This is a genomic window from Cyanobium sp. Alchichica 3B3-8F6 (assembly GCF_024346435.1).
In the GTDB taxonomy this organism is placed as follows: domain Bacteria; phylum Cyanobacteriota; class Cyanobacteriia; order PCC-6307; family Cyanobiaceae; genus Cyanobium_A.
This window is the reverse complement of sequence record NZ_JAGQCZ010000004.1, coordinates 83,746-102,862: the sequence shown is the minus strand read 5'-3', so window position 1 is coordinate 102,862 and position 19,117 is coordinate 83,746. Positions and strand designations below refer to the sequence as shown.

General features: G+C 66.3%; 22 protein-coding genes and 1 tRNA gene. 7 read left to right on the top strand and 16 right to left on the bottom strand.

The features are described from left to right. Window positions 1-22: 22 nt before the first annotated feature. Window positions 23-95 (bottom strand) — tRNA-Ile (locus tag KBY65_RS04860). A gap of 27 nt (window positions 96-122) precedes the next feature. Next, window positions 123-710 carry an Occludin/ELL family protein gene (locus tag KBY65_RS04855; protein ID WP_255000712.1) on the bottom strand — a complete coding sequence of 196 codons (588 nt, stop codon included), beginning with the start codon at window positions 708-710 and terminating at the stop codon, window positions 123-125. Window positions 711-836: 126 nt separating this feature from the next. On the opposite strand from KBY65_RS04855, the gene pyrE reads away from it, so the two are divergent. Both pyrE and KBY65_RS04845 read left to right on the top strand, forming a co-directional pair. Further along, window positions 837-1,406, top strand: coding sequence for an orotate phosphoribosyltransferase (pyrE, locus tag KBY65_RS04850; protein WP_255000758.1), 570 nt, complete (start codon window positions 837-839; stop codon window positions 1,404-1,406). Continuing rightward, window positions 1,403-2,380, top strand: coding sequence for a YgfZ/GcvT domain-containing protein (locus KBY65_RS04845; RefSeq protein ID WP_255000711.1), 978 nt, complete (start codon window positions 1,403-1,405; stop codon window positions 2,378-2,380). The genes pyrE and KBY65_RS04845 overlap by 4 nt, the downstream gene beginning before the upstream one ends. Before the next feature lie 18 nt (window positions 2,381-2,398). Here the strand turns inward: KBY65_RS04845 and KBY65_RS04840 are convergent, their stop codons facing one another. Further along, window positions 2,399-3,886: a TM0106 family RecB-like putative nuclease gene (locus tag KBY65_RS04840; RefSeq protein WP_255000710.1), complete on the bottom strand. Its 1,488-nt coding sequence runs from the start codon at window positions 3,884-3,886 to the stop codon at window positions 2,399-2,401. 82 nt (window positions 3,887-3,968) lie between these two features. Here KBY65_RS04840 and KBY65_RS04835 point away from each other — a divergent pair, with 82 nt between their 5' ends. Together KBY65_RS04835 and rdgB are read left to right on the top strand one after the other, a co-directional pair. Next, on the top strand, window positions 3,969-5,438 hold the full coding sequence (locus KBY65_RS04835; RefSeq protein WP_094559120.1) for a phosphoglucosamine mutase: 1,470 nt from the start codon (window positions 3,969-3,971) through the stop codon (window positions 5,436-5,438). Window positions 5,439-5,441: 3 nt separating this feature from the next. After that, window positions 5,442-6,038, top strand: coding sequence for an RdgB/HAM1 family non-canonical purine NTP pyrophosphatase (rdgB, locus tag KBY65_RS04830; protein WP_255000709.1), 597 nt, complete (start codon window positions 5,442-5,444; stop codon window positions 6,036-6,038). Here the strand turns inward: rdgB and KBY65_RS04825 are convergent, their stop codons facing one another. From KBY65_RS04825 to KBY65_RS04770, 12 genes are all read right to left on the bottom strand, one after another. After that, window positions 6,039-7,589 (bottom strand): carotenoid oxygenase family protein, encoded by a 1,551-nt coding sequence (locus tag KBY65_RS04825; protein WP_255000708.1) that lies wholly within the window; start codon window positions 7,587-7,589, stop codon window positions 6,039-6,041. Then, window positions 7,586-9,334 carry an ABC transporter ATP-binding protein gene (locus tag KBY65_RS04820; RefSeq protein ID WP_255000706.1) on the bottom strand — a complete coding sequence of 583 codons (1,749 nt, stop codon included), beginning with the start codon at window positions 9,332-9,334 and terminating at the stop codon, window positions 7,586-7,588. The genes KBY65_RS04825 and KBY65_RS04820 overlap by 4 nt, the downstream gene beginning before the upstream one ends. Beyond that, the gene (gene lpxB / locus KBY65_RS04815; protein ID WP_255000705.1) at window positions 9,331-10,464 is read right to left on the bottom strand and encodes a lipid-A-disaccharide synthase; all 1,134 of its coding nucleotides are present in this window, start codon (window positions 10,462-10,464) and stop codon (window positions 9,331-9,333) included. The genes KBY65_RS04820 and lpxB overlap by 4 nt, the downstream gene beginning before the upstream one ends. Further along, window positions 10,457-11,488 carry a tetraacyldisaccharide 4'-kinase gene (gene lpxK / locus KBY65_RS04810; protein ID WP_255000704.1) on the bottom strand — a complete coding sequence of 344 codons (1,032 nt, stop codon included), beginning with the start codon at window positions 11,486-11,488 and terminating at the stop codon, window positions 10,457-10,459. The genes lpxB and lpxK overlap by 8 nt, the downstream gene beginning before the upstream one ends. Beyond that, on the bottom strand, window positions 11,479-12,726 hold the full coding sequence (locus KBY65_RS04805) for a 3-deoxy-D-manno-octulosonic acid transferase (protein ID WP_255000703.1): 1,248 nt from the start codon (window positions 12,724-12,726) through the stop codon (window positions 11,479-11,481). Before KBY65_RS04805 ends, lpxK begins: the two co-directional genes overlap by 10 nt. Then, window positions 12,723-13,385 carry a lysophospholipid acyltransferase family protein gene (locus KBY65_RS04800; RefSeq protein WP_158217014.1) on the bottom strand — a complete coding sequence of 221 codons (663 nt, stop codon included), beginning with the start codon at window positions 13,383-13,385 and terminating at the stop codon, window positions 12,723-12,725. The genes KBY65_RS04805 and KBY65_RS04800 overlap by 4 nt, the downstream gene beginning before the upstream one ends. 117 nt (window positions 13,386-13,502) lie before the next feature. Continuing rightward, entirely contained in the window at window positions 13,503-13,703 is a 201-nt protein-coding gene (locus KBY65_RS04795) for a photosystem II reaction center protein J (RefSeq protein ID WP_094559112.1), read from the bottom strand. Between the two features lie 30 nt (window positions 13,704-13,733). Then, window positions 13,734-13,853 carry a photosystem II reaction center protein L gene (locus KBY65_RS04790; RefSeq protein WP_094559111.1) on the bottom strand — a complete coding sequence of 40 codons (120 nt, stop codon included), beginning with the start codon at window positions 13,851-13,853 and terminating at the stop codon, window positions 13,734-13,736. Window positions 13,854-13,874: 21 nt separating this feature from the next. Then, the gene (gene psbF / locus KBY65_RS04785; protein WP_094559110.1) at window positions 13,875-14,012 is read right to left on the bottom strand and encodes a cytochrome b559 subunit beta; all 138 of its coding nucleotides are present in this window, start codon (window positions 14,010-14,012) and stop codon (window positions 13,875-13,877) included. A 3-nt stretch (window positions 14,013-14,015) separates the two neighbouring features. Next, a complete protein-coding gene (psbE, locus tag KBY65_RS04780) occupies window positions 14,016-14,264 on the bottom strand; it encodes a cytochrome b559 subunit alpha (RefSeq protein WP_094559109.1) in 249 nt (82 codons plus the stop codon). A gap of 111 nt (window positions 14,265-14,375) precedes the next feature. Next, entirely contained in the window at window positions 14,376-15,398 is a 1,023-nt protein-coding gene (locus KBY65_RS04775) for a photosynthesis system II assembly factor Ycf48 (protein WP_255000702.1), read from the bottom strand. Beyond that, window positions 15,398-15,862, bottom strand: a complete 465-nt coding sequence (locus tag KBY65_RS04770) for a rubredoxin (RefSeq protein WP_255000701.1) — start codon at window positions 15,860-15,862, stop codon at window positions 15,398-15,400. The genes KBY65_RS04775 and KBY65_RS04770 overlap by 1 nt, the downstream gene beginning before the upstream one ends. Before the next feature lie 85 nt (window positions 15,863-15,947). Here KBY65_RS04770 and ndhC point away from each other — a divergent pair, with 85 nt between their 5' ends. Genes ndhC through KBY65_RS04755 form a run of 3 tightly spaced genes read left to right on the top strand, consistent with a single transcriptional unit; the run spans window position 15,948 to window position 17,639 of the window. Then, the gene (gene ndhC, locus KBY65_RS04765) at window positions 15,948-16,310 is read left to right on the top strand and encodes a photosynthetic/respiratory NAD(P)H-quinone oxidoreductase subunit C (RefSeq protein WP_094559106.1); all 363 of its coding nucleotides are present in this window, start codon (window positions 15,948-15,950) and stop codon (window positions 16,308-16,310) included. Next, on the top strand, window positions 16,276-17,052 hold the full coding sequence (locus tag KBY65_RS04760; RefSeq protein ID WP_094559105.1) for an NADH dehydrogenase subunit K: 777 nt from the start codon (window positions 16,276-16,278) through the stop codon (window positions 17,050-17,052). The genes ndhC and KBY65_RS04760 overlap by 35 nt, the downstream gene beginning before the upstream one ends. Before the next feature lie 11 nt (window positions 17,053-17,063). Further along, complete coding sequence (locus tag KBY65_RS04755) at window positions 17,064-17,639, top strand: NAD(P)H-quinone oxidoreductase subunit J (protein WP_094559104.1); 576 nt, start codon at window positions 17,064-17,066, stop codon at window positions 17,637-17,639. 10 nt (window positions 17,640-17,649) lie between these two features. Here the strand turns inward: KBY65_RS04755 and yvcK are convergent, their stop codons facing one another. After that, window positions 17,650-18,969, bottom strand: coding sequence for a uridine diphosphate-N-acetylglucosamine-binding protein YvcK (gene yvcK, locus KBY65_RS04750; RefSeq protein WP_255000757.1), 1,320 nt, complete (start codon window positions 18,967-18,969; stop codon window positions 17,650-17,652). Window positions 18,970-19,117 lie beyond the last annotated feature (148 nt).

The window sequence follows — 19,117 nt, the reverse complement described above, 5'->3', positions numbered from 1 at the left end:
GGCTGTCGGGATGGGTGATGGATGGGGGTCCCGGGGATCGAACCCGGCTAAGGCGAATTATGAGTTCGCTGCATTCACCAGATTGCTAGACCCCCCAGGGGCCGGAGCCCGTTCACCCAGACTTACCAGAGGCCCCGCACCGGCTTGCCGTAGCTCGCGCCCCCGTCCTGCCAGCCAGTGCCCTGAGCAGCCGCACCCCCCGAACCACCAGCGCCGGATCCGAGGCTGCCGGAATAGCCATTGGACACATCTCCTGTGCGCCAAGGCATGGGGTCGCTCTGCTGCTCCAGCAGCACCTGATAGGTGTTCTCCACGGCGGTGCCGTCCCAGATGATCGTCTGGTCGGGGAAGCCGAAGCCCATCACCTTGGTTCCATCGCCACCCCCCATGGCAATTCCGAACAAATCGGTGATCTGGTTGGTGAGGCTGACGCCGCGGGCGTAGGGCGCGGTGTAGCTATAAAACCGCCTCTCCATCAGCTCGGGCGTGGTCTGCACCACGCCGCAGCGGGTCACCTCCACCGGCCCCGTGGCATCGCCACCCCTCGGCCGGCCACCAACCACAGGGGCCTCGAGGGTTGTGGTGCACACCACCGGCCCCGCCCAGGCTGGAGCGATCAGCAAACCAGCGACTGCCGAACTGGCCGCCACAGCCCAGACGACGTTGCGGCGTGGGGGGGAATTGGAAGTGGAAGAGGTGGCAATCACCATCGATCCAGTCCAGCCAGCAGCGGCTGTTGTCATGTTGGCCGCAAACTAGACAACCAATTGCGTCTGCACCAGCTCTTGTCGACCGTTTCCCCAGCTGCAACGTCCCTGGCGGCCTCACCCGCCGAGATGCGGATGGCGCTGCTGCCTCTACTCGCCACCAAGGCCTATCGCCACGGCAGCTTCACCCTGGCGTCGGGACGCACCAGTCACCACTACGTCAACTGCAAGCCCGTCAGCCTCAGCGGCACCGGGCTGGCCCTGCTGGGGGCCTTGATGCTGGAGCAGGTGGAGCCGGAGGCCCGGGCCGTGGCCGGCCTCACCCTCGGGGCCGACCCGCTGGTGAGCGCCGTGGCGATGCGGGCCGCCCTGGGGGGCCGCGGGCTCGATGCCCTGATCGTGCGCAAGGAGGCCAAGGGCCACGGCACCGGCGCCTGGCTGGAGGGTCCGCTGCCGGAACCCGGGAGCGCCATCACCGTTCTGGAGGATGTGGTGACCACCGGCGGCTCCTCGCTCAAGGCCGTGCACCAGCTCCGGGAGGCGGGCTTTCGGGTGGAACGGGTGGTCACGATCGTGGATCGCCAGGAAGGGGGCCTGGAAGCCATGGCCGCCGCCGGCCTGGAGCTGCGCAGCCTGTTTCTGCTGGAGGAGGTGGCCGCTGCCGCTTCGGCCATCGCCGCCAGCCAGGCCGCGTCATGAGCCCCGACCCCTGGAGTTGGCAACCAGCCGGGCCGCGCCGCTGGGAGCAAGCCACCAACCTGATTCGGCTCGGTGGAGCCGACACACGACGCTTCCTGCATGGCCAAACCAGTGCCGCCATCGAAAGCAGCACGCCCGGCAGCTGGATCCCCACCTGCTGCATCACCGCCACCGGCCGCCTGCGGGCCCTGGCCGAAGTGCTGGTGGATGATTGCGGTGCCTGGCTGCTGCTGAGCAGCGGCGATGCCGAAGCCGTTTGGCACAGTCTCGACCGGGTGCTGTTCCCCGCCGATCAGGTGCGGCTGGGCCCCGTGACACCAGCGCGCTGGATCACACCGCTGGGTGACGCCCTCGCGGCCCTGCCCCAGGCCCCAGCTGGCCAGTGGCAGGCTCTGGAGAACGGCAGCGGCTGGCTACTGGGCCGGCAGGTGGTGCTGCTGGCGGAGGCCGAGCTGCCCCCGTGGCTAGCCGAGCGCACCCCACTCACCGCCCTGGAGCAGGAGCGCTGGCGCCTCCAGCAGGGCTGGCCGGCTGCCCCAGGGGAAATCAACGACGACACCAACCCCTTTGAAGCGGGGCTGGCCGATCGGGTGAGCCTGAGCAAGGGCTGCTATGTGGGCCAGGAAACCCTGGCCAAGCTCGCCACCTACGACGGGGTCAAACAGCAGCTGCGGCGCTGGCACGGGCCCGCGCCCGAGGGGTCCGCAGCGGCGCCGGCCCAGGGCACGGCCCTGTTCCGGCTGGAGGGGGCCAACAACGGCTCTTCCGGCACTTCCGGCAGCAGCCGGGCGGGCCAGATCACCTCGGCCCTGGCCCTTGAGGATGGGATGTGGATCGGGTTGGCCCTGGTGCGTCGCCAGGCCCTGCAGGATTCCGAGCTCCGTGCCGGTGAGGGCTCCCAGGCCCCGGCGCTGCACCTATCGAAACCACCGGCCTTCGTGGATCCGCCCGTCGGGGCCGGCCGTCAGGGCTGACGCGTCAGCTCTCCAGCGTCAGTCCTGGGCCAACAACCAGCGCACCACCGCCCAGGTGGCCAGGCTGTCGTCGCGGTTGTAGAGAAAAATCCGCTGCAGCTGGTGGCGACTGGCCTGGCCCCGGCGTCCGGCGTCCCGGTGCCAGTGCCGCCACTGGCGCCACCAGAGCAGGCAGCGGGCGCCATCAACGCCCTTCTGGCTCCAGGCAAAGCCCAGCCAACCGGCCACCGCCTTGAGGCCATAGCTGCTCACCGGCAGCCGCCAGTGGCGGCGCAGTCGGGCGTGCACGTCCAGCATCCGCCCGCGCAACTGCTGCACCTCGGCCTCAGTGGCCCCCTGGCGCTGGGCCAGGCGCACCAGACCAATCACCTCGGTTTCGCCGTAGTGCAGCACCGGCCAGCCGGGGTAGCGCACGAGCAACCGCTGCAGCCGCTGCCACAGCCGCTGCTCGCCGTGCTCCTGCAGGGCCAGCAGCGGCTGATACCGGGCCCCGGCCTCGTTCCAACCGCCGGCCTCATCGCGCTCCAGCACCAGGAAGCCGTGCAGGAAATCATCGCGGGCATCGGGATCGGATTCGATGTCGTAGAGCAACACCCCAGGGGCACCGGCGAGCTCAGGCAAGGCCGACCCCTCCCCCAGCGGCTCGGGGATTCCTGAGGCCTGCACCCGGGCCTGGGCCACCAGCTCAGCGGCAATCTCGCGGTGTTGCTCGCCATACACAGAGAGTGCCTCGGCCAGCTGCTCCGGGTCCCGGCCTGCCAGGGCCACCAGGCTGGTCACCCCCTGCTCCAGCAACATCTCGCGGCGCTTGCCACCGATGCCGCTCACCTCGCTGAGGTGTCCCATCGCTGCGGCCTCCTGATCGCAGAGACCCCGCCAGCTGCACAGGGTGCACTTCTTGCGATCACTCACCAGCGGAGGGGGCGTGGCCGGGTCGAGGTCGGCGGCCAAGCGCTGCAGGCTTTCATCGAGCTGGTGCTGCAGGCCACCACCGAGGGCCAGGCGCTCCCGCTGCAGGGCCCGGCCCTCACCCGCCAGCACCAGGCCATGGGGCACCGGCGCCTGCTGGTGCTCGGCCAACAAGCGCCCCCACAGGGCCAGCACCACCCGGGCTTCGCGGGTCAACCGCCGCCCCTGACGGGCCAGCACCGGCCGGTAGGCAAACTCGCCCCAACGGCTCTGGCCCTCAATGCGCTCCAGCAGGGCTGGATGGGATTCGACCTGCAGTCCCTGGGGGCCGCGTCCCCGCAGACGCAAGCCCACCACCCCAGGCGCCCCGTCGGCGCAGGCCGCCTCGCCATGGCCGGGGCGCTGGGGGAGCAGGGTTTGAAAACTGCGCAGCTGGTCGCTCAGGGCCAGGGCGCGGTGGGCATTCCACTGACGCTCTCCTGGCTCGCCAAACCGATCGAGCCAGGCACGACGCCGGCAGCGCAACCAGCTGCGCAGCAGGCGATCGGTCAGGGGAGCTGGCGTCAGGGGCTGCGACGTTGGGGGCTGGGGCGTCAAGGAGAGCATCCACCAGCGCAAACGCTAGGGCTGGAGCGCCGGCGGCACAGCAGAATCGACCCAGCTCGGCGTTTCCGCCCCCATGGCCTCAGCCCCCCTGCCCCTGGCGGCCAGTCCGATCGCCTTCGGCACCGATGGCTGGCGCGGCATCCTCGGGGTCGACATCACCATGGAGCGCCTGCTGCCGGTGGCTGCGGCCTCGGCCCAGGAGCTGGCTCATTCCGCCCCGCAGGGCCTGGAGAGCCGCGAAGTGGTGATCGGCTACGACCGCCGCTTCCTGGCCCCTGAACTGGCCGAAGCGATCTGCAGCGCCGTGCGGGGCTGTGGCCTCGAACCCCTGCTCTGCGACACCCCCACCCCCACACCGGCCTCCAGTTGGGCAGTGGTGCAACGCCAGGCCCTCGGCGCCCTGGTGATCACCGCCAGCCACAACCCACCGGAATGGCTGGGTCTGAAGATCAAGGGCCCCTTCGGCGGCTCGGTGGAGGGCGACTTCACCCACCGCGTCGAAACCCGGCTGGCCGCCGGCGGCATCAGTGTGCCGATTCCGGGTGAGGTGCGGCGGCTTGCGGCCCTGAACGCTTACGTGGCAGGGCTCCAGGCCAAGGTGGACACCGCTGCCCTGGCCGAAGGGCTCGAGCGCCTGGGGCTGACGGTGATCGTCGACCCAATGCACGGCTCGGCGGCCGGGGTGCTGCCGGCCCTGCTGGGCGAGCGGGCCACGGCGAGTGGTGCCATCCGCGAAATTCGGGCGCAGCGGGATCCGTTGTTTGGGGGCAACCCACCCGAACCCCTCGCCCCCTACCTAGGCGAGTTGATCGCCGCGGTGCAGGCCAGCACGGCCGCTGGCCGACCAGCGGTGGGGATCGTGTTCGACGGCGACGGCGACCGCATCGCCGCGGTGGATGAGCGCGGCCGCTTCTGCAGCACCCAGCTGCTGATGCCCCTGTTCATCGACCACCTGGCCCGGGCCCGCCAGCTGCCGGGCTCTGTGGTCAAAACCGTGAGCGGCTCCGACCTGATGCAGCTGGTGGCCGAAGGCCTGGGCCGCCGGGTGCTGGAGAAGCCCGTGGGCTTCAAATACATCGCCGCCGAAATGCTGGCGAGCGAGGTGCTGGTGGGCGGCGAGGAATCAGGCGGTGTGGGCTTCGGCATGCACCTGCCCGAGCGCGATGCACCCTTCGCGGCCCTGCTGCTGATCGAAGCGCTTGTGGAGGGTGGGGTGCCCCTGGGCGAGCGGATCGATGCCCTGCAGCAGCGCTGCGGCGGTGCCGCCGCCTACAACCGGCTCGACCTGCGCTTGCCCGATATGGAAGCCCGGCGGCGACTGGAGGCCAAGCTGGCCGCCGCACCCCCCAGCGCGGTCGCCGGCAGCCCCGTGCTGGAGGTGATCACCACCGATGGCGTGAAGCTGCGCCTGGGCCCCAGCCACTGGCTGATGCTGCGCTTTTCCGGCACCGAGCCGCTGCTGCGCCTCTACTGCGAAGCCCCCAGTGAGGCCCGCGTGGCTGAGGTGCTGGGCTGGGCTCGGGCGCAGGCGGAGGCGGCCTGAGCCATGACCCGTTTGGTGATCGCCAGCGGCAACGCCGGCAAAGTGCGTGAATTCGGCCACTTGCTGGCTGGCCTGGGCCTGGAGATCCAACCCCAGCCCGATGGGCTGGAGGTGGAGGAAACGGGCGCCACCTTTGCCGAGAACGCGCGCCTCAAGGCCAGTGCCGTTGCCAGAGCGAGCGGCGCGTGGGCCCTGGCCGACGACTCCGGTCTCAGCGTCGACGCCCTGGGCGGCGCCCCCGGCGTGCACTCCGCCCGCTACGCCGACAGCGACAGCGCCCGCATTGCCCGGCTGCTGCGCGAACTGGAGCAGGCCCAGGCCAGCAGCAGCAACCCCAGCCGCCAGGCCCATTTCGCGGCCGCCCTGGCCCTGGCCGACCCGAACGGCACCATCCGCCTGGAGGTGGAAGGCCGCTGCCCGGGGGTAATTCTCAAGGCGCCGCGGGGCACGGGAGGATTCGGCTACGACCCGGTGTTCCTGGTGCCGGAAGCAGGCCTCACCTTTGCGGAGATGCCGTCAAACCTCAAAGCCAAGCTGGGGCACCGCGGCCGGGCCTTCGCCAAACTCGAACCGGCCCTGCGACAACTGCTCGGGCGCTGATCAGCCGCCGGGGGCCCAACTGCCGTGCAGGCCGTAGGGAATGGCCAGGGGCAACTCCAGCACCGCCTGTTCGCTCATATCGGCAGCGTTGAGGATGACCAGATCCGTGGCGCAGCGGGCGCCGTTCCACACCGGCACCAGCACCCAACCACTGTCTTCGGCGGAGTGCTCTTCGGCAGAGTGCTCTTCGGCGGAGTGCTCTTTGGCAGGGGCAGAGCGGGGCACCATCACCGGCTCCGTAACGAACCCGCGGGGGGCCGCACTCCAGACCAGCCGCTCGCCGGTGTGCAGATCAAGCTTCTCAATGGCCTGCAGGGGATCGTTGCCCCGCTCCCGCTCGGCCACCGCCATCCAGGCAAAGCGGGCCTCCAGTCCCTGGCGTGCGGGGTTCACCATGGCGAACTCACAGCAGCGCTGCTCCAGCCACTCGCTCTGCACGGCACCGGTGCGGGGATCAATCCGGCAACGCCGCAGCTGTCCTTCTGGAATCGCACCAAAGTCGATCTCACGAAAATCCACCTCGGGGCCGATCGACGGGAAATCGTCGTAGTAGATCGAATCCACCACCACCTCGCCGGTCGCCGCATCTTCGAAAGCATTGAGGTGGTGAAACACAAACCCCTCGGGTGCTGGCACCAGAACCGGGCTGGCACCGGCATGGTGGCCGCCTTGGCGCGGCACCAACCAAAATTGACCCGCTTCACCGGGCTTGGACGCCAGACATTGGGCCGCACCCTTCTGACCGAGCACGAACGGCAGGGGGTTGAACGCCACAGCGTTCTGCAGGAACACCGCCCAACTGGGGGTGATGGCGAAATCGTGGAGGAAGGCGAAGCCTTTAAAGCTGTGGCGGCTGTCCGCCACTAGATCACCAGCCCGCACGCCACCGGGCTGATCCTCTGTCGCAAACTCCATCAGCCGGATGGTGCTGGTGGGTCCCGCCTTAACGCCAAAGGTGACCATGCGGGGTTCGCCATGGTGCCCGGGATCAAAATGGGGATGGGCGCTGAACGCCTCACCGGGCTTGAGCACCCCGGACAGTCGCGACAGTTCCCGGGTCTCCAGGCTGCGGGGATCGAGGGCATGGGGCTCAGCCGCTTCCCAGAGCGCCAGCAGCTGATCGCCGAGCTGCACCACATGGGTGTTGGCGATGTTCTTGAGCCGCAGATCAAAAGCATTGGCCAGAGGGCCGCCGGGTTTCTGGGTGCCGAACACCCCCCGGTAGACAAACTTGCCGGCATCCTCTTCAGCCAACCAACCTTCGGTGCGAACAAAACGATTGGTCAGATAGGCCTGTCCGGCATCAAACCGAAATGCTGCAATCATCCCGTCGCCATCGAAGGGATGATGCACCCAGCGGCCACCTCGCTCCAAGCGTCCGGGCCCGTTGCGGTAGAGGGTGCCAGCCAGGTCAGCGGGAATGCTGCCCCGCGCTGCAACCAGAGGCACATCCGTGAGTTCAACTCCCACGTTGCGAAAGGCGCTGGACCAGTCGTGACGGGCGTAGGCGGCCTGATGGCCTGTCGGCTGCGGGGAGGTGGTGGTGGTCATCCAGGAGATCCCGCTTCAGCGCAAGCGAATTGATTTAAAAATAGGTCGGCATAGCATCCACCGCGAGCCAGCAGCTCGGCGTGGCTGCCCGACTCAACAACGCGTCCGGCAGAAATGACGCAGATGCAATCGGCATTCACCACCGTGGATAGACGGTGGGCCACCACCAAAGTGGTGCGATTGGCCATCAGCCGATCCAAGGCCTGCTGCACCACCTGCTCCGAAGCCGAATCGAGCGCGGAAGTGGCTTCATCAAGGAACAGAATGGGTGCGTTTTTGATCAGGGCGCGGGCAATCGCAATCCGCTGGCGCTGACCACCCGACAGCATGGTGCCGTTTTCACCGATCACCGTGGCATAACCATCCGGTAGCTGGGAAATAAAATCGTGGGCATTGGCCGCCCGAGCAGCCTGCTCAATCTGGCCCGCAGAAGCAGTCGCCAACCCATAGGCAATGTTGCTGGCAACCGTATCGTTAAACAGAAACGTGTTCTGGTCCACCACCGAAATCAAGCGGCGCAACGACTGAAGCGATAGATCCCGAAGGTCAACTCCATCAATGCTGATCACCCCCGAACAGGGATCATAAAATCGGCAGAACAGATCGATGATTGTACTTTTACCGCCGCCACTCGAGCCCACCAGTGCCACCGTGCGCCCGCAGGGAACCTCTAAATTGAGATCATCAATCACCCGCTCATCGTCATAACCAAAGCACACATGGGCAGCCTTGAGACCTTTCGAGACACCACCCAGCTCCCAGGGCTGCGCAGCTTCCTGGGGATCAGGCTGGGTATCCAAAATGCCAAACAGATCCTTAGCCGCCGAGACACCCTGCTGCAGGGTGGAATTGGAACGGGCAATCCCCTTAAAGGGGGCATAGCACAAGTAGAGAGAAGTGAGGAAGGCGAAGAAGTTACCCGTCGTTCGGGTGCCTGCGATCACATTTTCACCGCCGTATACCAGCACCGCGCTGAACCCCATCGCGCCCAGGATTTCCATCAAGGGCTGATTGGCCAGCTTGGCACGCGTGGTCTTGAGAGCAGCCCGCAACACTGATTGATTTTCCTCATCAAAGCGCTCCAGCTCGTAGGCCTGCATGCCAAAGATTTTGACAACGCGCAACCCAACCACCGACTCCTGCAAAAAGGAGGCCAAACGCGCCAAACTGAGCTGCCCTTGACTGGAGTGGCGCCTTACTTTTTTAGACGAATTGAGAATCGGAGCAATCGCAACAGGAAACAAAATGAATGCAATCAACGACAAGAACCAGTCCTGATAAAAGGCAACGGAAACCAACACGGTCAGGGTTAGGCCGTCCTTGAACATCGATGAAAAGCCATCCACAATTCCGGTTTTGACGAGCGTCACATCGGTGAGAACCCGCGACACCAAAACCGTTGAAGGATTGCGATCCACGTAAGACTGGGGCAGATCGAGAACGCGCTCAGCAAGATCGTGACGCAGATCGGCCGTAATCGACTGACCAACGCATTCGGTGAGATAGGAGCCCAAATACTGGGAAACCGCTCTGAGCAGAATCACCAGCACAATCACAACCGGCGCCATATACAGACGGTCGCGATCACTTGACGGCAAAATATCATCAAACAGATAGCGAATCACCAGGGGCACAAAGCCCGTGGAGGCACCATAGAGAAAATTAAAGAACAGGGCCAAAGAAAAGGCTGGCCACAGATGGCGGCGCCCATAGGCCGCCAAACGCGCATAGATTCCCGTCTTCATCGCATCAAATCCACCAACTCCGCAGCCGCTCTGCGAGATGCCCCGGGAGACCCCATCGCAGCCTGCAGCTCCTTCACAGCCTGATCAAACAACACCCGATGATCCCGAATGCGCTGCACCGACCGGACAATGTTGGCTGCCGTGACATCGCGTTGAATCAGCTCCGGGAAGAGCTGGCGGCCGAGGATCACATTAGGCAAGCCAAGAATGCGCCGGCCAATAACAAGTTTGGCAATCAGATAGGTGAGCAGCGAGAAGCGATAGAGAATCACATGGGGGCAGCCCAGCAAAGCCGCCTCCAGGGTCGCTGTGCCAGAAGCGATCACGCCAGCATCGGCGGCATGCAGCAGGTTGTAGGCATCTGCCTCGATCAAGGGAACGGGCAGTGCCCGGTTGCCACTGACCTGCTCCAGATAGGAGCGATCGATCGTGGAAGCCTTGAGCAGCACCACCTGCCAACCGTCGCGTTTGAGCTGCTGGGCGGCCTGCAGCATCGCAGGCAGCAGCAGCCGCACCTCGGCCCGCCGGCTGCCAGGCATCAACACCAGCAGGGACTGATCGGGCGCGAGGCCATGGCGATGGCGAATCTGCTCGCGGGTGCCGCTGACATGCAGCTCATCCACCAGCGGATGGCCGACATAGCGGGCGAAATCCCGGCCATGGGCATTGAAGATCGCCTCTTCAAACGGGAAGATCACGGCCAGGCGCTCGATCAACCGCTCCATCTTTTTGGCGCGGCCTTTGCCCCACGCCCACACCTGGGGCGCGATGTAAAAAAACACTGGGATGCCGCGCTTCTTGGCTTCCTTGGCCACAAACAGATTGAAGCCCGGGTAATCGATCAACACCACCACATCCGGGCGCTGATGGTCCATCTGGTGCTTGAGCAGCTCCATCACCCGGTGGTGACGGCGCAGGCTGCTGATGATCTCCACCAATCCCGCTGCCGAGAGCAGTCGCACATCCGCCAGGATGTCGATGCTTCGGGCGCGCAGGTGATCGCCGCCGACACCGGCAATCTCCACACCAGGCAACTGGCGCTGGAGCTCCTGAACCAGAAAACCTCCGTGGAGGTCGCCGGAGGCCTCTCCAGCCACAAGCAAGACCCGCTTCGGGACCACCTCAACCATGGTGCAACCGCCCGGCGAGGGGTACTAGGCGTCGATCGAGCCAAAGCAGCAACGGCTCGAGGCTGGCCGGCTCAACCCTCAAAGGCACAAGGCTCACGCCATCGCGGAAACGGGGCGGCAATCGTTGCCCATCCTTGACCGTGGTGACCAAGCGGGCGCCATTGGCGTGGGCCAAATCCAACAGGCGCTGCAGATCTGATTCAGCATAGACGTGGTGATCTGGGAAGGATTCCGTGGCCACCACCTGCAGGCCGCAGGCCCGCAGGGCCGCAAAGAATTTCTCCGGCAACCCGATGCCGCAGAAGGCCAGCAGACGGGAGTCCAACAGATGGGCCGGCGGCTCCAGGCAGAAGCGCACCGCAAACCAGGGTTTACCCGCAGGCCAACCTGGTGGGGCAAGCTGCGACGCAGCCGGCGAGGCCAGCGGGCCAGCAGATCCGGTCAGCACCAACACATCGGCCCGGGCCAACTGGCGGAGCGGCTCGCGCAGGGGACCCGCCGGAAACACCCAACGGTTGCCAAGGCCGTGGCGGGCATCCAACACCGAGACATCAAGATCCCGGGCCAGAGGCCAATGCTGCAGGCCATCGTCGAGCAGGATCAAATCGGCGCCGGCGGCCACGGCCAGCTTGGCGCTCTGACGGCGGTTGGAACCAACCCACACCACGTCTTCGCCCAGGCTCTGGCCGTATTCGAGGGCCTCATCGCCCACCTCTTCGAAGCGACTGGCGGCGGTGACCAAACACGCCTGGCGGCGCCGGGCTCCGTACCCCCGCAGCAACACCGCCACCCGCCAGCCACGCGCGGCCAGTCCCTGGGCCAGGGCGATCCCGAGCGGCGTCTTGCCCGTTCCCCCCAGGGTGAGATTGCCAATCGAGAGCACCGGCACACCGCACCGCCAGGAGCGGGTGCTGCGGCGGTGCAGCCCGACGGCGGCGCCGTAGAGCCAACCCAGCGGCAACAGCAACCAGGCCTGCCAACCGCGGCGGCTTTGATACCAGAAACGGGGAGTGGTCAGCGGCATCGATCCCGTACCAACGACGCCACCAGCTGGGACGGCCCCCGCAGCTGGGGGCGAACAGGCCGCGGCGCCGACACAAGCAGTGCCAAGGCCGCCGCCAAGGTCGTTGCCATGTCGGGGTGCTGCTGCAAGCAACCGGCCTCGATCAACGGCTCGATCAGATCGGAAAAATTGGCCATATCAGGGCCACACAACACCGGGCGCCCCAGGGCGACGGGTTCGAGGGGATTCTGGCCGCCGTGGGGCCTGCCCATCGGATGGAAACTGCCGCCCATCACCACCACAGTCGCCGCTCGAATCCAGACGCCCATCTCCCCGATCACATCCGCCACCACCACATCCGGGTGGAGCGGGGTCGCTCCTGCCAACAGCTCACTCCACAGGGCCACCGTGAACCCCAAGGCGGCAGCCTGCTCTCGCACCCCGAGGGCCCGCTGGGGATGGCGTGGTGCCAGCAGCAGCGCCACGGGCCGGGCCGCAGCGTCGCAGCCAGCCCACGCCTCCAACCACTGCTGCTCTTCGCCGGGGTGACTGCTGGCCAGCAGCAACACCAGGCGGCCGGCAAAAGCCTGGCGCAATCGGCTCAGATGGACCGCATTAACCGGCAGCGGTTCGGCATCGAGCTTGGTGGATCCCAGGGCACGGGCATCGCAAACACCCAGGCGCCTAAATCGCTCCGCATCAGCCTGCGATTGGGCCAGGCACATCTCCACAGCAGCCAGCAACCACGCGGCATACCAGGGATGGCGGCGGTGGCGCTGATAGGAGCGCTCGCTCATGCGGGCGTTGATCAACAGGAGATGGGGCATCGCCAGCATGAGCTCAGGCCAGAGCTCCGCCTCCGCCAGCACGCCAAGCCGGGGGCGCCAATAGCTGCGAAACAGCAGCATCGCCAGCCAGTGGTCGATGGGCACGTATTGGTGGATCACCCCGGCGGGCAACACCCGGGCCGCGAGGGCCGCCGAGGTGCACGTCACCGTGGTGACCAACACAACCGGCAGGGGGCCCAGCTGCCGCAAGACCGGCAGCAGGCTGTTGAGCTCGCCGACGCTGGCGCAGTGAAACCACACCAAGGGCCCCGGAGGCCGCCGCCGCGTCGGCCAGCCCAGGCGCTCGACCAGCCGCCGTGGATCCTCCTTGCCCTGCACCAGCCGCATCAGCAACAGGGCCAGCCAGACGGGGGTGAGCGCCAGGGCCAGCAGCCGATAACCGCCAAGCAGCAACCAGCCGCGACCAGTCATGGCGATCCCTCACCGACCAGCGCAGCGGTCGCGTGCAACCGCCCCGCCAACAGGGCCTGCCCCTCCGCCAAGCCCGATGGCGGAAATAGAGGCTCGCCCAACTGCAGCACCACCCGCGCGAAGGGCAGGGGCAACACCGAGCGATCCCAGGAGCGCAGCCGATGGGCGCGGGAACAGAACACCGACACCGGCACGATCGCGCAGCCCGATTGCTGGGCCAAGTGGATCACCCCGCTCTTCACCGACTCCGGCGGCCCCTTGGGCCCGTCCGGTGTGATGCAGACCGACTGGCGCTGCTCCAGCAAGCGCCGCAGCAGGCGGTAGGCCTTGAGGCCGCCGCGGGTCGATGAGCCGGACACCACCGCGAGGCCCCGCAGCCGCACCGCCACCGCAACGATCTGGGCATCCCGATGGGTGCTCAGCAGCACCGCCATAGACCTGCCGCCATAGCTGCGCAACAGCGGCACAAAAAAGGCATGGCGATGCCAGAGGGCGTAAATCACGGCGATGCCCTGCTCCTTGACCAGCCGATCCACCTCGGGATGGGCCTGGATCTGGATCCGTGAGCTGAGGCGAAACACCTCCCCATAGGCATTGAGAAGGAACCCCGCGACCGTGGCCAGGAGCCGATTGTTGAGCAGGGTTCGCTTCTTCGCCAAACCGGTGACCCCAGCGTCTTCGCAGTACCACGCTCCGCAGAGCCGTTCCATCAAAAACCCCCGAAGGCCGCCACAAGACGAGCCAACGGGGGCACCCCTAAACAAACCTGCCCGGACTCAGGCGGAACCGACGCCCACGTAGGAGCCGTAGAAAAACAGCCCCACCACAAAGATCACAGCCATGCCGCCGGCGGTAGCCACGAGCCAGAGGGGCAACACCCCTTCGGTCCAGCGGGAGCGCCAGGCCACAGCTGGACGACCGTCGGGAAGGCGATCCGGAATCCGGCCGTCAGGCAGGTTGGATTTCTTGCCGCTCATCGGGGGCTCTCCTGGTGACGTGAAGAGGACTTAGTTAAAGAAGTAGCTCGAAAACAGAATGCCGATCGTGAACACGAACAGCAGCCCGAGAAACAAACTGGTGCGGTTGAGTTCAACTGGCAGGTTGTTGGGATTGGGAGAGCGTTGCATGGCTGATGGGGAGTGACCGGCTCAGCGGCGAACGAATTGCATGGCCGCCAAGGCGCCCAGGAAGAACACCGTGGGGATGCCGAGAGCATGAACCGACAACCACCGGACCGTGAAGATCGGGTAGTTGCGCGGCGTGGTGGAAATGGGTGTCTGGGTCATGGCTTATTGCAGGCGCAGATCAAGCTGGCTCTTGCCCTCATAGCGCTGGCTCACGACTGGAGCCTTGCTTTCTTGGGCCTGGAAGTAGGCATCGGGGCGGGGCGTGCCAAAGGCGTCATAAGCCAGGCCCGTGGACACGAACAGAAAGCCGGCCAAGAAAATGGAGGGCAGGGTGACCGCATGGATCACCCAGTAACGAATGCTCGTGATGATTTCGAAGAACGGGCGTTCTCCTGTTGAGCCGGCAGCCATAGCGACAAGCGTTCAGCCCAGAGATCCTAGGGGTCGGGCTTGGGTGGATGGGAGGCGGAAGCGCGCTTGGTTACAGAAGTTGGCGACCGAGCAGGCGGCAGGCCATCGGCCTCAGCCCACCCAGCGCAGCAGGGAGCCCCGCTCGCCCAGCACGAAGCCCTTGCCATCGGGACTGAAGCTGATGCGAGTGAAGTTGGAGGGCTGCTGGGCGCCCACTGGGTCCTTCTGCCAGCTCTTGCCACCGTCGCCGGACACCAGCAGGGTGCCGCTGCCGCCACCGGTCCAGATCGAGCCATCAGGCGCCCAGGCCATGTCGAGGTAGCCGTAGCCGTTGGTGATGGGGATCACGGCCTTGCCCCAGTCCTCCACATTGCTGGCGTCGGGATTGAAACGGATCTGGGCGCCGCGGGCCAGCATCCACAGCGAGCCATCGGGCTGGAAGCCCATCGACTGCAGCCGCTGGCTGCTCATGCGCTGGTGGGGTTGCCAGGTGCCCTGGCCGGGATCCCAGGTGGAAAAGAAATTGCCCAGGCTGCTGACGCTCACGTAGCGGCCATCGTTGAAGCGGCGCAGCTCCCGCACGGCACCGGCGGCATCCTCCACCTCGGACTGCCAGTTGATGCCGCCATCACGGGTTTCATAAACGGCACCAACATTGGTGGCCAGCTCTGCCTGGTTGGTGCCCAGAGCCGTGATCAGGTAAGGCTCACCGGGCAGCTTGGTGTCAAGAAAGAGGCGGCTCCAGTTCTGACCACCGTCGGTGGTGTGGAGCAGCAGCCCGGGCTGACCGGCGATCCAACCCTCGTCGCCGCGGAAGTCGATGCTGATCAGACGGAAGTTTTCCTCCTCCGGCAGATCCAGGGCCCGCTCCTCCCAACTGGCACCGCCGTCGTTGGTTTCCAGAATCAGACGGTTGCTGCCCACCAGGAAGCCATGGCGGTCGTCGGTGAAGGCCACATCAAGGGGATTGGCCTTGGTGGCCAAGGGCACCGGCTGCCAAGGGCTGGACGCGGCCACGGGCAATCCCGTGGTGACACAGCCGGAGAGACCGAAGCCAAGGCCCACCACCAGCACCAGGCTGAGCAGGGGCCGCAGCAGGGCCTGGAGCAGACGGGGCAAGGGTGAGCCAGTCATCAGCGCAGGGAGTAGAGGGAGAGGAAGAAGGCGAAAGCCAAAGCAAAGCCCCCGAAGATCAACACATTCTTCTGGCCGGGGGTGAGCCGGTTGACGCCCAGGCCGAAATTGAGGTTCTCCTCGAAGCCACTGGGCTTGTTGCGCGGGCCAATGTCCTTGAAGGCCCCGACCCGACTGCGGCACACCGGGCAGCGGAACGCGATCGGATCCAGCTCCACAAAGGGCGTGCCGGGCTCAATCGCGAGCTTGCGCACCCCTTCAGCCGGGTCATAAACGAAACCGCAGCTGCGGCACTCGAAACGGTGGGTGGCTGGATCAACGTCCGGCTCGGTGGCCGAATCAACTTTGGCCACCGGATCTGGCTCCGGTGCGCCACCGGTTTCGCTCTGGGCCTCGGGTGTGGGCTCGGTTGCGGGCTCGGGTGGGGGCTCAGGCGTGAGCTCAGGTGTGGACGTGGAGCTCATCCCTGGGCCTCAGGTGGTGGGGGCAGTTTATCGACGGGGCTGCGGGCGCGGATGCCAGACTGCGCCACAGCTTGGCCTGGCTCGCGTGTTTGTGCTCTCCGGCTACGACGCCTTTCTGGGCTTCCTGCTGATCTCAGCAGTGGTGCCCGTGTTGGCGTTGGTGGCCAACAAGCTGCTCTCGCCGAAGAGCCGCATGGGCGAGCGGGAGCTCACCTATGAGTCCGGCATGGAGCCGATCGGCGGCGCTTGGATTCAGTTCAACATCCGCTACTACATGTTTGCCCTGGTCTTCGTCATCTTCGACGTTGAGACCGTGTTCCTGTATCCCTGGGCCGTGGCGTTCCACCGGCTCGGCCTGCTGGCCTTCATCGAAGCCCTCGTCTTTATTGCCATCCTGGTGGTGGCGCTGGCCTATGCCTGGCGCAAGGGCGCCCTCGAGTGGAGCTGATCCCGTGACCAACACCCCATCAATCGAAAGCCTCTCCATCGACGCCCTCAAGGATCTGCGCGCTGCCAGCTGCAATCCGGTGGGTGCTCCCACGGTCACCTCGGATCTGTCCGAGAACGTGATCCTCACCACCCTCGACGATCTGCACAACTGGTCTCGGCTCAGCAGCCTCTGGCCGCTGCTCTACGGCACCGCTTGCTGCTTCATCGAATTTGCGGCGCTGCTCGGCTCTCGCTTCGACTTCGACCGCTTCGGCCTGGTGCCGCGCTCCAGCCCGCGCCAAGCCGACCTGCTGATCGTGGCAGGCACCGTGACGATGAAGATGGGGCCAGCCCTGGTGCGTCTCTACGAACAGATGCCGGAGCCCAAGTATGTGATCGCCATGGGGGCCTGCACGATCACCGGCGGCATGTTTTCCGCCGACTCCACCACAGCCGTGCGCGGCGTGGACAAGCTGATCCCGGTGGACCTCTACCTGCCCGGCTGCCCGCCGCGGCCTGAGGCGATCTTCGATGCTGTGATCAAGCTGCGCAAGAAGGTGGGCAATGAGGCCCTGGCCGAGCGTGGCAACGTGCAGCAGATACACCGTTACTGCACCGTCTCCCACCAGATGAAGGCCGTGGCCCCCATCGTTAACGGTCAGTATCTGGCGGCCGAAACCCAGAAGCAGGCCCTGGCGGCTGCCAGCGCCCTGCCCATGCCCGCCCCGGCAACCGCCATCCCTGCCCAAGCCAACGCCTGAGCGCGCCCGCCATGCCTGCAGACACCCCCACCCCCCAGACCGACGCCAGCGACAGCGGAGCGCTTGACAGCCCAACACCGGGCCCCGTGGGCCAGTGGCTGGCCAGCCAGGGTTTTGAGCAGCTGGCCCTCGGCAGCGACCACCTGGGCGTCGAGATGATCGGGGTGGAAGCGGCGTTTCTGCCCGTGATCGCCACCGCCCTCAAAACCCAGGGCTTCGACTACTTGCAATGCCAGGGCGGCTACGACGAAGGGCCGGGCGGCCGGCTGGTGTGCTTCTACCACCTGGTGAAACTGGCAGCCCTGGCCGATCACTCCAGCGCCGGCGTGGTGGCTGCCGATCAAAGCCCTGAAGAGGTGCGGCTCAAGGTGTTCCTGGAGCGCAACGGCGAGCTCACCATTCCCACCCTCTACGGGCTGTTTCGTGGCGCCGACTGGCAGGAACGGGAAACCTTCGACATGTACGGCATCCAATTCGCCGGCCACCCCCACCCCAAGCGCTTGCTGATGCCCGAAGACTGGAAGGGCTTCCCGCTGCGCAAGGACTACGTGCAGCCCGACTTTTACGAAATGCAGGACGCTTACTGAAGGCGTTTGTTCAGGCGCCGCGCTGGTGCTTGCGGAAGAAGCGCATCACCGCCAGGGCAACGCTACGGGGGTCGTGGCGCAGGGTGGCGGTGGGCTTGGCCCCCTGAAGTGGGGCCAGGGTGACGTCGTACCCCTGGCGGCGCAGCTGGCGCGCGTCGCAGGTCACGGGCTCGGCCCCCTGATGGCGGTAGTGGGCCACGAGGGCGGAATCACCCAGATCCTCCTGGGCCAACACCGCCGTGAACAGGCGTTCATCCACGCCGAGGCTGGCGAGCTGGGCCTCGATGGCCCGCACATGCCCCTCCACGTCGAGCCCATCGGTTTCACCGGGTTGGGTCATCAGATTGCAGATGTAGAGGCGGGGGGCCTTGCTGCGGCGGATGGCCTCGACCAATGCGGGCACCAACAGGTTGGGCAGCAGCGAGGTGTAAAGGCTGCCGGGGCCCAGCACGATCAGATCGGCGTTGGCAATGGCCTCCAGGGCCCTGGGCAGGGCTGGGGGCCGCTCCGGGATGCAACCCAACCGCACGATCGGGCTGGCGGCATGGCCAATCTTCGATTCACCTTCAATGCGCTCACCGTTTTCGAGCTCCGCCCAGAGACGCACGTCGGCATTGGTGGCGGGCACCACCTGCCCCTGCACGGCCAGCACCCGGCTGCTGGCCGTGATCGCCGATTCCAGGTTGCCGGTGATGGCCGTCAGGGCCGAGAGAAACAGGTTGCCGAAGCTGTGCCCCTCCAGGCCGCTGCCAGCCTTGAAGCGGTATTGGAACAAACGCGTGAGCAGAGGCTCCTCCCTGGCCAGGGCGGCCAGGCAGTTGCGGATGTCGCCGGGCGGCTGCACCCCGAGCTCCCGGCGCAGCACCCCACTGCTGCCTCCGTCATCCGCCACCGTGACGATGGCGGTGAGGTTGCTGCTGTAGCGCTTCAGGCCGCTGAGCAGGGTGGAAAGCCCGGTGCCACCCCCAATCGCCACGATGTTGGGCCCCCGGTTGAGGCGCCGCTGGGCCAGCAGGGCATCCACTAACAAGGTGTCCTTTTCCGGGGCCAGGGCCTGCTGGATCGAGCCAAAACTGCGGCTCTGGCCGAGCCAGATCAAGACGGCGCCAACCAGCAGCACCAGGGGGCCGGTGATCTTGCGGGGCAGCACCCCGGTGACCTGGGCCAGCAGCCACTGGATGCTGGAGAGCATCCAGTAGATCGGCTGCAGATCGGCCCACACCGCTGCCCCCAGCAGGGCCACCAGCAAGCCCAGGCCGGAGGTGAGCACCCAGCGCTTCACCACCAAACCGGGCTGCAGCCAGCGGGCCGCCCGCCTGGAGCGGCTCATCAGATCCTTCTGGCGCAGATCGCCGCGGCCCAGCCAGCCCGGCTTCGGCAGCGGTCGGCGGGAGCGCCGCAATCGGGAAGCCGGAGCGGGGGGGCGCAAAGGGCGGGGGAGGACGCTGCCGCAACTGGCTGAACTTTACGGAGGCTGT

What these genes read in the sequence shown, in the direction of transcription:
- yvcK (WP_255000757.1), bottom strand. Translation starts at nt 18,969, where the DNA reads ATGAGCCGCTCCAGGCGGGCGGCCCGCTGGCTGCAGCCCGGTTTGGTG.
- psbF (WP_094559110.1), bottom strand. Translation starts at nt 14,012, where the DNA reads ATGACCCAGACACCCATTTCCACCACGCCGCGCAACTACCCGATCTTC.
- KBY65_RS04770 (WP_255000701.1), bottom strand. Translation starts at nt 15,862, where the DNA reads ATGAGCTCCACGTCCACACCTGAGCTCACGCCTGAGCCCCCACCCGAG.
- KBY65_RS04805 (WP_255000703.1), bottom strand. Translation starts at nt 12,726, where the DNA reads ATGACTGGTCGCGGCTGGTTGCTGCTTGGCGGTTATCGGCTGCTGGCC.
- KBY65_RS04820 (WP_255000706.1), bottom strand. Translation starts at nt 9,334, where the DNA reads ATGAAGACGGGAATCTATGCGCGTTTGGCGGCCTATGGGCGCCGCCAT.
- psbE (WP_094559109.1), bottom strand. Translation starts at nt 14,264, where the DNA reads ATGGCTGCCGGCTCAACAGGAGAACGCCCGTTCTTCGAAATCATCACG.
- KBY65_RS04760 (WP_094559105.1), top strand. Translation starts at nt 16,276, where the DNA reads ATGCCTGGCGCAAGGGCGCCCTCGAGTGGAGCTGATCCCGTGACCAAC.
- rdgB (WP_255000709.1), top strand. Translation starts at nt 5,442, where the DNA reads ATGACCCGTTTGGTGATCGCCAGCGGCAACGCCGGCAAAGTGCGTGAA.
- KBY65_RS04775 (WP_255000702.1), bottom strand. Translation starts at nt 15,398, where the DNA reads ATGACTGGCTCACCCTTGCCCCGTCTGCTCCAGGCCCTGCTGCGGCCC.
- KBY65_RS04845 (WP_255000711.1), top strand. Translation starts at nt 1,403, where the DNA reads ATGAGCCCCGACCCCTGGAGTTGGCAACCAGCCGGGCCGCGCCGCTGG.
- KBY65_RS04825 (WP_255000708.1), bottom strand. Translation starts at nt 7,589, where the DNA reads ATGACCACCACCACCTCCCCGCAGCCGACAGGCCATCAGGCCGCCTAC.
- lpxB (WP_255000705.1), bottom strand. Translation starts at nt 10,464, where the DNA reads ATGGTTGAGGTGGTCCCGAAGCGGGTCTTGCTTGTGGCTGGAGAGGCC.
- KBY65_RS04835 (WP_094559120.1), top strand. Translation starts at nt 3,969, where the DNA reads ATGGCCTCAGCCCCCCTGCCCCTGGCGGCCAGTCCGATCGCCTTCGGC.
- KBY65_RS04795 (WP_094559112.1), bottom strand. Translation starts at nt 13,703, where the DNA reads ATGAGCGGCAAGAAATCCAACCTGCCTGACGGCCGGATTCCGGATCGC.
- KBY65_RS04755 (WP_094559104.1), top strand. Translation starts at nt 17,064, where the DNA reads ATGCCTGCAGACACCCCCACCCCCCAGACCGACGCCAGCGACAGCGGA.
- KBY65_RS04790 (WP_094559111.1), bottom strand. Translation starts at nt 13,853, where the DNA reads ATGCAACGCTCTCCCAATCCCAACAACCTGCCAGTTGAACTCAACCGC.
- KBY65_RS04855 (WP_255000712.1), bottom strand. Translation starts at nt 710, where the DNA reads ATGGTGATTGCCACCTCTTCCACTTCCAATTCCCCCCCACGCCGCAAC.
- pyrE (WP_255000758.1), top strand. Translation starts at nt 837, where the DNA reads ATGCGGATGGCGCTGCTGCCTCTACTCGCCACCAAGGCCTATCGCCAC.
- lpxK (WP_255000704.1), bottom strand. Translation starts at nt 11,488, where the DNA reads ATGCCGCTGACCACTCCCCGTTTCTGGTATCAAAGCCGCCGCGGTTGG.